This window comes from Alteromonas sp. I10 (assembly GCF_003201515.1).
Classification (GTDB): domain Bacteria; phylum Pseudomonadota; class Gammaproteobacteria; order Enterobacterales; family Alteromonadaceae; genus Alteromonas; species Alteromonas macleodii.
This window is the reverse complement of the sequence record NZ_QJJN01000005.1, coordinates 235,599-249,291: the sequence shown is the minus strand read 5'-3', so window position 1 is coordinate 249,291 and position 13,693 is coordinate 235,599. Positions and strand designations below refer to the sequence as shown.

Genomic DNA, 13,693 nt, shown 5'->3' with positions numbered 1-13,693 from the left:
AAGCCCGATCCATTCAACAAGCGTTTAAAGTATGTCCTAGCTAATTACCTTGTTAATTGCCCGGCTCCCACTTTTCACCGCATACTGAATTTTTGGTAAATATGGCGTACGGGCTGTTGGTGTCGTGCAGTGAATTGCGTAGCGCTGCGCCGTGATCTACCGTAATAAAAGCTGTGTTAGAGGCCTTACCTTGTTCATCCAGCATAAAGTAGTCGCTGGAGTAGCTTGTTAGCATCATGCGATTGTCGTAACCCATATCGCTTAAGCGAACCCGGGTAATGGCTTTAAATTTAGCATCGGGGTTAGAAAGGCCTACGATTTTCTTAAAAAAGTAGCCTTTATCAGACTGCAGCTGGGAAAAACCATTTAACGTGTTTATCAGGGTTTTTAAATCTATTGCTTCGCGCTGCAGCATGAAGTCGTGCTGGATGGCATTGCCATCTTTTCTAAGGCTGTCTTTCGACGGTGCTTTACCAGCAGTATAGGCCTGCTCTGCTTCCATTGAAGAAAGGTGCGCTTGCCCTTCCTCTGTATAGTGAATCAGTGCGCTCGTATTCATGTTTACGTAGTAGTCGCTGATCCCCGCAGGTACCACTTCAAATAGCATAACATCTGGGGTTACGGCGCCTCGCTCTTCGGGCGTTTGAGGGCCTTTAGCCACGCACTTGTCAGAGATGAAATAATAATATTGGCCAGCTTCAATGGCGAAAGCTGTATTAGATAGCACCGCGCAGGTGGTCAGAAGTAGTAGCCTGGACGTGAGCTGCTTAATTGCCGTTAAAGCACTGCCTATTTGCATATCAAAGACGCCTTATTGTTTGATGCATTTATCTATCATACCAATGCATGCCGACTGGTATAAGGCGTCATTGTAAGGGGGAGTGGGTAAAAGCGCGAGTTAAGCTTTAGAACGCGCTTTGTGTTTAGTTTGTAGCTCAATAATGCTAAGTAAGAACTTATGAGCCAAACCCACTGTTAACGGGGGCGAAGAACAATAGTGTCGCTAGAGTAGTCTGTAGATATCTGTAAATTGTCGGCAAGGGCGGCAATAAGCGCGTCTACATCATTGGTGTTGAATAGCCCTGCTACTTGCATGTTAGCAAGCGCAGCATCACCTAAAACGAGCGTTTTATCCGTATATCGGCTTACTTCTTCAATCACGTCAATTAATGGCTCGCCGCGAAATACAATCTTGCCCTCACGCCAGCTTAAATCATTCGCGATATCTTCATCTGACACGGTCTCAACGGTGCTGTTAGGCAAAGATAAAAGTGATTTTTCACCTTGAACTAACGTCAATGGCTGAGCCTGCGGTTTAATAATTGGATCAATAATGCTTTCGCCATTCGCTTTGTTAAGTGTATAACTGGCGACTTCTACCACGCCTTCGGTAACTACCAGTTCAAGGTCGCCGCGGTGATATTGCACATTAAAAGCAGTACCAACCGCCTGTATTGCTTTACCAGCTGCAAGTACATTGAGCGGGCGGGATTTGTCTTTCGCCACTTCGATATGAAGCTCACCTTTGACAAGCTGAATAATCCGTGAGGTTTCAGTAAAAACGATGTTCACTTGAGAGTTGGTATTAAGCCATAGTGTACTGCCGTCCTCTAAGCTAATGCTCTTGTGCTCGCCCGGTTTGGTCGAGGCTTGTAACGAGTAGCTTGCCATTTGTGAAACAGGTTCGGTTTGGTTAGACGGCGAGAATAAATTTATCCCCTGATAACTTAACAGCCCGACCATTAAAAACGAGGCAGCAATGGCCAGCGGGCGCTTCCAAGTCACGGTGTTGTTTGCTTTGTGTTTGACGCTAGGCTCAGGTGTATGAGGTACGATCTCAGCCAGTTCGCTAAGCACCGACATCTTGTCCCACAAGGCTACCACTTCGAGGAAGGTGTCTCGATGCAATGGCGTTGCAAGCCATTTTTTTAGCGCTTGTGTTTCATTGTCATCAAGCCCTTCGTCGAGTTTCACTAGCCATTCGCTAGCGGCATCAAGCACACGCTCATCGCTATTAAACTGTACAACGTTACTATTGGTGTCTGACTTAGCGTTTTTTGTTTCGTTTGTTGAACTATTCATGGGCGTCTCTCTTTACATCCGCCGTACTGTGTTGCCCACCACTTTGATAAGCATTCGGCCGTGTATGCGACGTCGTTTGTCGTCGCATAAACAAAGTGCATCTTTTTATCCCTTCAGCAATATGCTTTTCCACGGTTTTTTCGCTTATCTCTAATTCTTGGGCAATCTCTTTAAGAGAGTAGCCATACACTTTCTTCAATACAAATGCGCGCCTGCATTGCTTGGGAAGGGCGCGCACTGCGTCACAAAACAACTTAAACTCTTGCTGGGTGGCGTTGTTGTGAAATGTTTCATCTTCAACACCGCTAATTGCGCTTTCCAACGCTGCCGCAACCTCTACGCTGTCGTCTACCATGCGTGTTTCTGCACGCTTCAAGTGATCGTAGGCCAAGTTTTTTGCGGTTTTAAACAAAAACGACTTGGGCTCTTTAATATGCTCGGTAGATTTCGCCTGACACAAGCGAACATACGTATCCTGCAGTATGTCATCTACTTCTTTAGGCGGCACAAGGCGCGATAGCATTTTGGCCATCGAGCCGCGCGCCGACATATAGGCATTATGTATGGCTGTTTCTATGGGCATATTGTTATTTTTTATCGTTGTTACTTACTAAGACGACAGCCACGCTATTTTCCCCCAGTATTTTCAACATTATCGCTCAAAAATTAAATTTGTTAATGGGTTGTATATAATGCGACGCTAGTTTAAAACAACACCAACAATAACGTGTAGGGTGACGCATATGCATCACACACTTTAATAATCAATAATAACAATAGCGTAAAACCGAATATGCCTGTGGCAAGTGAACCATTCGACACAATAATCATGCTGCCTTTTAAGCCTAAAGCTTTAACGGTTGCACTGTGCATGATGTCGTTCGGCGCAAGTCACACTGTTATTGCGCAGTCAGTGCTGCCCCACCAACAAGCAGAAGTGATTACACAGAATACATCGCCAGTCTCCGCAATAGATTTCGCTATTCCTGCACAAAGTGCAGACGAGGCAATCATCGCGTTTGCCAATCAAGCCGAGCTGACCGTAGTCTTTCCCTTCAATAAAGTCAGGCATATTTTTGCAAATGAAGTAAGTGGTAACTATACCCCGCAAGTAGCAATAGAAAAGCTTTTGGCTGGTACAGGCCTGAGTGCTGATATTGTCGATAACACCCGAATAAAAATAGTGCCTGCTAGCGATAGTGATGAAAACAATCACTTGCTTGGTCGTCTTTTTAACGCCATTACCGCACAAGACGATAGCTTGGTGACCGTACCGGATGAGCAAGGTAGTTACGACATTGAATACATTGAAGTAAGGGGCTTGCGAGCGCGTGTTGCTCAATCGGTGGGGATCAAACGCAACGCGAACGTCATCATTGATACTATTCAGTCGGTGGATATGGGCAAGTTTCCCGATCAAAACCTCGCAGAAGCGCTGCAGCGTGTGTCTGGCGTATCTATCGACCGCGCAGAAGGTGAAGGTCAACTTGTTACAGTGAGGGGGTTTGGGCCGGAATTTAATCGGGTGTTATTAAACGGCAGGCCTATGGCAACCGATAAGCTCGGGCGCGAATTCAGCTTTGATACGCTGGCCTCTGAGATTGTCAGTAGTGTAACCGTGCACAAACAAAGCCAGGCGACTATGCAGTCAGGTGGCATCGGCGCTACGATCGATGTTCACACCGCTAAACCTCTTTCTTTCAAGGGAATGCGGGCGGCTGGCAGCATCAAAATGCAGTACGATACTAACTCGCAACAATATGCGCCTTCTACCTCTGCTATGTTCAGCAACACTTATTTGAACAACTCGTTTGGCATTCTAGCCTCTTTTACTCAACACAAGCGTCAAGCGCGACTAGAAGAAGCGCAAATTGATGGTTGGTTGGTAAATACTAACGTACCTGAAAGTGAGCTATCTGATGACGTTTCTACGCTATATGTGCCCAGGAATTACGATCAAAGAGTGCGCTTTGACGATAGAACACGTACGGGGTCTGCGCTCGTTTTACAATATCGACCTAATAACAAGCTCGAGCTTACGGCTGATTATCTGGGGTCAACATTTGATGTTGAAACCTCGGCAACCTCAATGGGACATTGGTTTACATCGAGTAACCTTGAAGATGTTACGGTGGATGAAAACGGCACGGCGGTGGCTTTTTCACAAAATAGCGGGCATGCCACCGACTTTCACGCGCGCACATTTAACCGTTCATCGACCTCGAGAAGCTTCGGTTTTGCAGCGAACTACATCGCAAGCGATAGCGTAATTGTTGATGCTGATCTGTCTTACTCAATGGCTAATGTCGATGACAACAATGGAGAGGGGAATTCTCTCTCGCTTATCGGTTATCTAAATCGCTCTTCATTCGATCATCGTCAGTCGAATATATTGCCCGCAATATCAGGCTTTGAACAAGCCAACCCCCGTCAAGTTAACGCTTTGGGGGAGCCGGTTGGCGTGTCCCGTTACTTAGATCCAGCCAACGGCCGTTCCCACGTGATGTTGCGCAGAGGGTGGAGTATTGATGACGATATAGGGCAAGCAAAAATCAATGTAAGTGTGCTTGGGGATGAAAACTGGTTTAGCAAAATTGACGTTGGTGGAGCATTAACTCAGCGCGAAAAAGCCAACGAAAGAAGAGACAACGAAGCAGACGCAAGACACTGCAGTTTTTGCGGCTATTTTGATGCACCAGATATTCCCGATAGCTTCCAAACCATATTTGACGCAGGCGACGATTTTCTAGGCTCAATTAGTGGGCATGAGAACATACCTCATCAGTGGCTGCGCCACGACGGTGATACATTATTCCGTTACTTAGAAAACGCTGGGGATGTCAGTCTAGCCGCTGAAACACGGGGAAGCTCTTTCGCTGTTAAAGAAACAGTGTATGCGGGGTATATTCAAACCGCTATTGAGAAGGACTACGCGCCTTGGTTTATCGATGTGCATGCAGGGCTACGTGCTGAGTACACTGACGTAAAGGTAAGCGGTGTCGATGAGCAGTTATCGGCGTTAGTTATTTTAGACCAAACCGAACTGGGGCAAGAGTTTGGCGCCTCGGTAAATATTGATAAATCGTCAAGCTACACCAATCTTTTACCCAGCGTGAGCGTTAAAGCCAGCTGGTTAGATAGTTGGGTATTTCGCGCGGCTTATAATCACAGTATCACCCGCCCAACCTTAGAACAGATGGCACCAGGTGTAACTTACACCACCACGCGACAAGGTGGCGACCTGCGGGCGCGTATCGGAAACGCACAGCTATTGCCCTTTGAGGCAAAAAACATTGATTTGGCCATTGAGCATTACTACCAGGAAAATAGCTATATATCGGCAGGTTACTTTAGAAAAACGGTAGATAATTTCATTGTTAATGAAAGCAGTACACAAACCTTTAATAACGTGACTGACCCTAGCACCGGCACAGATCCAAATGCGGTTGACGATGCTGATGCGTTAGCACGATTTTCCGTAATATCTCCCAGCAACGGCGAGTCTGCAACGGTTGAAGGGGTCGAGATAGCAGTGCAGCATTTATTTGGCGAATCAGGGTGGGGAGTTCAGGCCAATGCGAGCTTTGTAGACAGCAACGCTGAATTAGACACCGCCAATATCCGTTCAACGTTCGCACTTACAGGGTTGTCGGGTGCCAAAAACATGGTGCTGTTTTATGAAAAAAATGCGCTGCAATGGCGGGTGGCCTGGAACCAGCGAGAAGGGTTCTTGCAATCGCTGAACCAAACCCAAAGCACCGAGCCTACCTTTGTTAGCCCCTACAAGCAGTGGGATATGAGCCTTTCATACCAATTTAGCCCGAGGGTTTCTGTATTTTTTGAAGGTATCAATATTACTAACGAAACCGTTCATAAGCGCGGCCGATTCAGCAATCATCTCTTGCTTGTGCAAGACGCGGGGGCGCGCTACGCCTTGGGTGTAAACGTCACGTACTAGTATACGGTCACACGCAATGTGCAAGCGCCTAGCATTTATGTTCCTTGTGTGTTCTTCTCCAGTGTTTCTATTTCTTTCCACAGTTTTTCTGATTGGGCGGTAAGCAATGAATAAGTCTTTATGTCACCGTTTCTTTGCGCGTGCATGGCTTTTTCAAGAAGGGCGTCATACTGCTTTCGCATTTTTTTGGTTGGATTGCTTTTAAAAAGTCCAAACATAGTGAAAGTCCTAAAAAGAGAGATAGCGAGAAAACGTTTGAACAGGAACTTTCGATCACCCATTTTCGTGAACAAACTTTCATAAACATTCATGGGAGAATACTTGAGTGAATAGCAGGCCACTTGGCTAAGTTGAGCTAAGTATGGCCTGCACTTTGGTTACATTAGAACTGGTAAGTGACGTAGGCACTAATACTTCTGCCTGGCTCTGAGTAGCGCTGGTATCCATTACCGCTCACACCGCCAAAGAAACCACCAGTACCGTCTCTTACGCTATTAAGTACTTCCCAGCGGTAGTACTCTTTGTCTGTAAGGTTGTAGATCGCCGTGGTAAAGCGCAGGTTTTCAGTAATGTCGTAGTAGGCGAGCAGGTCGAAAACAGCATAGCCTGCAGGCGTATGCGATGGACCTGCGCCGTTGTTCAACGAGGTGTAGCTAAGTTGAGTACTTTCTTCTACCCCTTTACTCAAAATTGCGACAAGTTCTGCGCCCCAATCACCTTTATCAGATACGTAGCCTAGTCCAACTGTTGCGGTATCTGGCGATACGGTTTCTAAGTCGTCCCCCGCATTGTTAAAAGCAGACGCGGTGTCGTAGGTACCGTCCAATGCAGTATAGGCAAAACGACCTGATACATTATCGGTAAAATGGTAATTGGCCGTAACTTCAAAACCGTCAACAGTCAGTTCGCCCGTATTTTGTGGCTGCGTGAATACATCATCAGTATTGACTACGGTTTCACAACCGAAGCGACCGCACTGCACGGTAGTTACTTCAGTGCCATAAGGCGTTGAATAAGTCTCGTCTTGAATCATGTTAGTGTATTCAGTTCTAAACACCGACACGCTGACATTTCCGTTCTCGAAATCACCAATATAGGTGAGTTCAAAGTTAGTCGATTCTTGAGCATCGAGTTCACTGTTGGCAATGCGATCAAGGTCAATAAACGTGTTACCAGTTATGATATCGGTGACTTCATCGCCTGAGTTTGTACCAAAATACAAGCTTTGGAGCGTAGGCGCTTGGTAGCCCTGAGCAATTCGAGCATTTATAGAGTGGCCTTTTACGAATTCGTAGGTAGCACCAATCTCTCCTACCACCGCACTAAATTCGCTGTCTGTGATACTTAATCCAGTGGGATCTGAAAATGTGCTGTCTACAGTAGGCGTATATTCCGTAGAATCGTAGCGAAGTCCAAGGTTTACGCTTAATTGCTCGCTCAGTTCAACCGTGTCAGCTAGGTAGGCTGTAATTAACGTTTTTTCGGTTTCTGGAACAAAGCTTTGGTCGCGAATAGGGTAGCCGTCTAATATAGGCGAGTCCGCGGTTTGTCCAGCGAACCTGCGGTCGAACATCACCGCTTCTGCGTCCACCTGTTGATAACTAAAGCCATAAATAATCTCATGGTTAAATTCTCCGGTGATTGATTTGGCTAAATCAACATTGAAACTCAATGAGTCCTGGCTGAAATTGCGGTCCTCGGTACGCAATATAGCGTCGCCGTCTGCACTGCCGTAAAGAAAGCTGGTTACACCCGATGAAAACAGCTCTTGATAGTTCAATGTCACATCTATGCTGTCAGCAAACGCTAGGCCTAGGTTTTCGTTGTTAAAGAAAAGCCCAATTCGCTCGCGGTTATTTTCATCCGCTGAGGTGAAGTCAAAATAAGAGTCACTTTGGCGAGAAAGAGGTACGCCGTTCGTTTCTCTGTCCGTTTTTTCGTAAACAAAGCCTAGTTGCTGGTGCTCGGAAAAGTTATAAGCAAGTTTAAGTAAAACTGCATCGACTTGATTATCCATCGGGTCAGCCTGACCACGTGCTGAGCCAGAGATATCCTCACCATGGCTGTGGGCTTCTGTTTCGCTACTGTCGCGCATTGTGTATTGCAATAGCGAGTCGAAGTTACCCGTTCTGTTAGCGACGGTGCCGTGTACTAGCCATTCGTCAGAGCGTGCATCAAAACCGGTTTTCAACTTAACGCCTGTAGCATCACCTGTGGCAGGTAAAAAGTCGCTCGCTTCATTGGTCACGTAGGTAACTGAGCCTGCAAGGGAGCCTGGTCCTTGCGCGACAGCGCTTGGGCCTTTAGTGATATTGACGGCTTTTACGTGTTCCAATTCAATTTCGCCGCGGCTCGATCCATACATTCCATAAGCGGCGAATGAGCTTGGGTTTAGCGTTTCGCCTTGACCGACGCCATCTACAGTTACTGCTACGGCGTCTCCTTCCAAGCCGCGAATGTTGAAGCCATCGTTACCGAAACGGTTACCCGTATCATTAGTTTGTACTCCTGGGATATAGCGAGCGGTATCTTCAATATTTGTAATTGAGCGCTTTGACAGAGTTTGTGCATCCAGCACGGTTTCGACAGTCGTTGTCAGGGTTTCTTCACTTTTGGCCTTTGTAACTGCCAATTCTGATTGTTGAGCTAGGGCAGGAAGTGTTAGCGCACAGCCAAGCGAAATAGCTACCGTTGAGCGTTTAAATTTCATTGTTCTTTTCCAATTTTTAATAAAAGTGCAAATAATTAGTATTTCGTATCAACGCTAAGCCTCCTGTTTGCGTCGGTTGATATCATTTTTATTTTTCTTAAATCGCGCCTGTCAAAGCGATTTCTTGACACTTCGTGCGTCAAAAATCGATCGTAATACTATTGATAACTATTATCATTTGCAATAGTATGATTTCACTTTTACACAACTAGAAAATAAAAAACCATGAAAAAACACACGCTCATCAGTTTACCCTTGCTTATTGCAAGCTGCTTCAGTGGCGCTGCTCTAGCCCACGTGGCTTACCTAAAACCGCTTCAGTTTGAACCGGTTAGAGGCGGTAAAGTCACGCTGGATGCATCTTTTGCAGAACAATTTTTTGTACCAGAAGCGGCAATTACGAATGCATCGTTTGAAGTGGTAACCCCTAGCGGCAAGCTAGTGAGTGTGGAGAAGGTTGTCGATCTGTCTACCCGTAATGTTCTTGAGCACACTTTAGAGGAAGAAGGGACTTACCAGTTTTCAACCGGAAAACGCATGGGGGCAATTTTTCGCGTGTATGAAAAGGACGGTGAGCGTGGCTCTATGCGAGGTAATGAAAAGCCTCTACCTGAAGGTGCGATACTAAAAGAGCACTTTCAATCAGTTACGTTTGCAACGACGTACGTAACGAAGAAAGGGCCAAGTGAACAGGCGTTAGCGCCAAGAAATGACGGCTTAGAGATCGTGGCAGTTAATCACCCTAACAGTTTGTTTGCCAACGAGAGTTTTAATTTCAAAGTTCTGTTTAACGGTAAGCCTGTTACCGATCATGAAGTCTCGGTGTACCAAGGAAAAGATCAGTTCGCCGAAGAATCTGATGTAGAAAAAATAACGACAAATGCTAAAGGGCAAGCATCATTCACTCCTTCAGCACAAGATGTCTATTTGATGCAAGTAAGACTGCGTACCGATGCGCCTGAGGGTGCAGACGTGCCTACCTATAGTTACACCACCACACTTTCGTTCGAAGCCTACTAATTAACAAGGGTACAAGGAGATAATTATGTTTAAAACAGTAAGTTTAGCCGTTGTATCTGCGCTTTGTATTAGCGCTTCGGCAGTAGCTGCACCACATAGCGCCAGCGGCATTATATTGACCTATGACTTAAACAAAGACGAGTCACTTCCATTAGAAGAGTTCGTTGATGCCAGACGTGCTCGCTTCAATGCGTCTGATACCAACAAAGACGGTGTACTTGATGAAAGTGAATATGTTTATGAGTGGGAAGGCAAAGTAGAAAAACGGTTAGCTGAAGACAGAAAAGCATCGGTAAAACAAACTCACATACGTTTCCATGCTGTTGACAGCAACGATGACGAGTTCATTACTATTGATGAAGTCAATGCGGTGGGTGAGCGAAGTTTCTCGCGTATGGACAGTGATAATGATGGTGTTGTTGCACTGGGCGACCCTGAGCCAGCACCCCGTCGCTCGGCGTCAGAGGAAAAAGATGACAAACCTGAGCTAGTACAGCGCCCTATGTTGCGCATGCCGACCAGTCACAATATTGAAGGCTTTGTCACCTTATACGACCAAAACGGTGACGAAAAGGTAACAAAAGAAGAGTTTCACGCCGTTCGCAAAGCGCAATTCCAGCGTACAGACGAAAACAGTGATGACAAGCTTACAGAGCAAGAATACGTGCTTGAGTTTGAAGACAGGCTGGATGTACAGATCGAGAAGACCCATGAAGGGCAAATTAAACAAACTTACGTTCGCTTTGAAGTTCTTGATACAGACGAGAATGGCAAAATGACATTTTCAGAGTACATGGTGTCTGGGTTTAATGCCTTTCATCGCTACGACACTAATGGTGATGGCTACTTAACGTTAGCTGATCCAGCGCCTGCGCCACGTCAGCAGGAGCAAAGTGACACCACCACTGCACAAGTCAGCGAATAATGGTTGGGCGTTTCCTTTTATATCTGGCGGTATTTACCGCCAGCTATGCTGTTAAGGCCGAGTTGTATGTGTTTCCTGCACCATCACCAGAAGCAACCTCCCACACGCTTAACACAGAAATAACCCTGTACGAAGAGCAGACACTTAGCGCCATTGAGCAAAAGAATATTGATCTACTGATTAAAGACACCTATCAAACGCTAGATAAATCAAACGCAACGAGTGCGCTTAGCGAAATTAATCAACGTTACGAAGGTACACTTCCGGCGTGGCTGTACAGTGCCATTAAGCGGTGCGAGGATTGGTTTAATCGGACTGAGGGTAACATAAGCTGCCGCAACGGTGCGCTTTATGACTATTGGGCCGAATATGTTCAAGGTAAGCATGACCTTTCACGTCGCGAAGTGAGACGTCTTGCTCGTGTGGCGCGCATTGCTGATGTCAATTTTAATGACGATAACAGCGTGGCATTCGCGTCACCTATCCAGTGGGATTTATCCGAGTTCACAGCTTCTCTTGCCGTAGATCGTATTGCTAACTACCTGACATCAATTAATATTCGTTCTTACCACATTAGCGCGCAAGGGCTAGAAACCCACGCGTCGAACCAAGGTTTTAGTTGGCAGGGGACCGTGGCGCAAGAGGCTGTAATTCAAAATGGCCGCGCAACGGACGCTGTTAGTAATCCAAGCACCATCGCATACATCAGGCCGTGGCAACGCCCAGTACTTTCTACTTCAAAGCTGGCGTCTTTAGAAAAGGGCGTGTTAAGCCACAGTGACGGTTGGCCTAGCGCCAAGTTTCAAGCCATATCAGTGGCGGATAACGCATTTGAAGCCATGTTGTTAGCACACTTTTCGGCAACCAAAACAGCGCAGCAAGCCATGGAGTTAGTTAACGCGAACCCATCACTAGCGCTGAAGTTAATTGATGAAAATGGCAGGGTATTTACCAGCAACACCTATACAGCTCGCACGTCGGGTAAAAACAAGGCTGAAAAAAATGGCCACGCCATCTCAATTGATATCACCTTACCGCTATTTGACATTGCAGATTATCGCGGTCCTTACGTAAGCGTGTGGATAAGCGACGAAAAGAACCGGCTAGTAAAAAGCTTGGCGCTTCGCGGCACTAGCGAAAGATGGCTAGGCGAGCTGCGCACATGGTGGCGAAGAGTGGGTCGGAAAAATGAAGGTTTAGTCGATGGGTTTGCCGGGGCTACAAAGAAAAACGCGCCCTTGCACATAGAGTGGGATGGACTGGATGATTTTGGACAAAGCGCAAACTCTTCGTCGTTAATACTTCACGTTGAAGTGGCTAGAGAACACGGCGGTCGAAGCTATGAGAAAATTCCATTTACCTTTGATAGCCTGACTTCACCAATAACCGTAACGGGCACGGATGAAATCGCGTCTATTACACTTTCACTAATGAACTAGGCGTCAATCTTAAAATTGCAGTAAAGTAACGAGCACTACCAAAGGCAGCTATCGCAAATCGCTATCTGAAGTTTTCATAGCCCTCATTATTAGGGCTGAGCGTTTTACCCTTTAAACGTGATACTGGCGTTTGCGGTTAGCCTGCCTTCTTTCACATCAACAGAATCCGAAATATCGTTAGGTAAACAGCCGCTGTGCAGCAAGTTGGCTGGATACAACACGGCGCGATTAAACATAGGCTCAATGCGGGCGATTTGGATGAACATGGCGGTATCACCGTTTATGTACGCTTTAGGTGGTAACCCTACGCTGGTGGCTTGACGTTTTAAGGTTTTAAAATAGCCTTCGTATTGCGCTGCATTAACCCGCTCTAACCCCGTTTCAATATGTCGATAGAATGCAGTACCGCCCAAAGGTGCGCTAAACAGATAGTGCACCAATGCCCATTCATTATCCTTCTGCGTATCGATGTGCGGAATACATTGAATGGGCGATAAACTTTTCGGCGCTTGATTGGCTATGGAAAGTTGCACTAGGGGTATTTGAAGCGGCTTTTCCACGCCAAAATCTTGTAGCCCATTATGCGAAGCAAGTTGGCTAAACAGCAGCGGAAGCGAGGTATGTAGGTGTTCGACATACTCCTGGGGCGGGTGACTTCTCACCCCCGGATAAAAGTCGCCATCTCGTTTTGTAAACGGGTGGTGTTGAGCAATTGTTTCTACCAAACTCAGCGGGTCTGGTATGAAACCATCGATAACAACAATCGGTGTGGCTTGCTCACCAACCTTAATCAATTTGTAGTTTGAAACCATGCGTCTGCGTTTTTATTCGCCTTGTTCTTTTTGTCGATAAGGGCATAGATTTGTGCGTTTGACGCTATGAGCGTGTAAATGCTTTGCAGCATGTGTTGTGCATGCAAATCAGCAATCGCGTCAGCACTAAGCGCCGCTAGCTTATCTTCATCAATGGTATATAACCCTGTTATAGACGTTTTGCTTTCGTTTTCAAAGGTAATATCTAGGGTGAATGGTGTGATAAGATTGTGCTGTTGCAGCGCGGCAATAAAACGTTGATTTTGCGTTTCACCGTCAAGAAGCTGAGCAAGGATCTGCTGCTTTTCTAACAGGTAGTTACTGGGCTCTCCCGTGTTATCAAAAAGCGGTGTGCCTTTTTCTTCGCTTACTGAAGCGTTATCCATATCAATGCACAGCACCCGGTTGCTGCTGTCAGCGCTTTGCGCTTCCGTTCCTACATAAAAAGGCAGGCGTTCAAACTGTGCGGGAATATAAACCGCATCCCATTCACCTTGTTGCCAAAATAGGTTTTCTTTTTCTTCAAAACCTAATAAGGCAGATAAGCCAAATTGTCCTGAGTCGTCAAACTTGGTGATCACCACGGGATAATGCACCACTAGCTTGTTTAGCTCAGAGACCACCACAGGAACAAGGTGCTGATTGGCACTGAGTGACAATGCATTGTCGGTTACTTTCAAATCTGCATGTTGTTTATTATTAATGGCAACCATGTGAGTCATACGTAGGCCCTGCTTATTGATTTAC

11 protein-coding genes are annotated in these 13,693 nt (G+C 46.2%); 4 read left to right on the top strand and 7 right to left on the bottom strand.

Features of this window, described 5'->3' with window-relative positions; all coding sequences use genetic code 11:
• Positions 1–52: 52 nt before the first annotated feature.
• The 3 genes from BZA03_RS12095 to BZA03_RS12085 all read right to left on the bottom strand — a co-directional run bounded on the left by BZA03_RS12095 (position 53) and on the right by BZA03_RS12085 (position 2,665).
• Positions 53–799 (bottom strand): hypothetical protein, encoded by a 747-nt coding sequence (locus BZA03_RS12095; protein WP_110288917.1) that lies wholly within the window; start codon positions 797–799, stop codon positions 53–55.
• A 176-nt stretch (positions 800–975) separates the two neighbouring features.
• Positions 976–2,082 carry a FecR family protein gene (locus tag BZA03_RS12090; protein ID WP_110288916.1) on the bottom strand — a complete coding sequence of 369 codons (1,107 nt, stop codon included), beginning with the start codon at positions 2,080–2,082 and terminating at the stop codon, positions 976–978.
• Positions 2,075–2,665, bottom strand: a complete 591-nt coding sequence (locus BZA03_RS12085; protein WP_039229032.1) for a sigma-70 family RNA polymerase sigma factor — start codon at positions 2,663–2,665, stop codon at positions 2,075–2,077. The genes BZA03_RS12090 and BZA03_RS12085 overlap by 8 nt, the downstream gene beginning before the upstream one ends.
• Before the next feature lie 210 nt (positions 2,666–2,875).
• Here BZA03_RS12085 and BZA03_RS12080 point away from each other — a divergent pair, with 210 nt between their 5' ends.
• Entirely contained in the window at positions 2,876–6,040 is a 3,165-nt protein-coding gene (locus BZA03_RS12080) for a TonB-dependent receptor (RefSeq protein ID WP_258364633.1), read from the top strand.
• Positions 6,041–6,075: 35 nt separating this feature from the next.
• Here BZA03_RS12080 and BZA03_RS12075 read toward each other — a convergent pair whose 3' ends face one another.
• Positions 6,076–6,258 carry a DUF6435 family protein gene (locus BZA03_RS12075; RefSeq protein ID WP_039229326.1) on the bottom strand — a complete coding sequence of 61 codons (183 nt, stop codon included), beginning with the start codon at positions 6,256–6,258 and terminating at the stop codon, positions 6,076–6,078.
• Positions 6,259–6,422: 164 nt separating this feature from the next.
• Complete coding sequence (locus tag BZA03_RS12070) at positions 6,423–8,750, bottom strand: TonB-dependent hemoglobin/transferrin/lactoferrin family receptor (RefSeq protein ID WP_110288914.1); 2,328 nt, start codon at positions 8,748–8,750, stop codon at positions 6,423–6,425.
• 225 nt (positions 8,751–8,975) lie between these two features.
• Here BZA03_RS12070 and BZA03_RS12065 point away from each other — a divergent pair, with 225 nt between their 5' ends.
• From BZA03_RS12065 to BZA03_RS12055, 3 genes are read left to right on the top strand one after another with little or no spacing between them, the layout of a single operon-like run.
• Positions 8,976–9,770, top strand: a complete 795-nt coding sequence (locus BZA03_RS12065; RefSeq protein WP_110288913.1) for a DUF4198 domain-containing protein — start codon at positions 8,976–8,978, stop codon at positions 9,768–9,770.
• Between the two features lie 25 nt (positions 9,771–9,795).
• Complete coding sequence (locus BZA03_RS12060; protein WP_110288912.1) at positions 9,796–10,695, top strand: calcium-binding protein; 900 nt, start codon at positions 9,796–9,798, stop codon at positions 10,693–10,695.
• Positions 10,695–12,134, top strand: a complete 1,440-nt coding sequence (locus BZA03_RS12055) for a DUF2271 domain-containing protein (protein WP_110288911.1) — start codon at positions 10,695–10,697, stop codon at positions 12,132–12,134. Before BZA03_RS12060 ends, BZA03_RS12055 begins: the two co-directional genes overlap by 1 nt.
• A 104-nt stretch (positions 12,135–12,238) precedes the next feature.
• On the opposite strand, the gene BZA03_RS12050 is transcribed toward BZA03_RS12055, so the two are convergent.
• Both BZA03_RS12050 and BZA03_RS12045 read right to left on the bottom strand, forming a co-directional pair.
• Positions 12,239–12,946 (bottom strand): DUF6445 family protein, encoded by a 708-nt coding sequence (locus tag BZA03_RS12050; RefSeq protein WP_110288910.1) that lies wholly within the window; start codon positions 12,944–12,946, stop codon positions 12,239–12,241.
• Positions 12,925–13,668: a SapC family protein gene (locus tag BZA03_RS12045; protein WP_110288909.1), complete on the bottom strand. Its 744-nt coding sequence runs from the start codon at positions 13,666–13,668 to the stop codon at positions 12,925–12,927. Before BZA03_RS12045 ends, BZA03_RS12050 begins: the two co-directional genes overlap by 22 nt.
• Between the last annotated feature and the right edge of the window lie 25 nt (positions 13,669–13,693).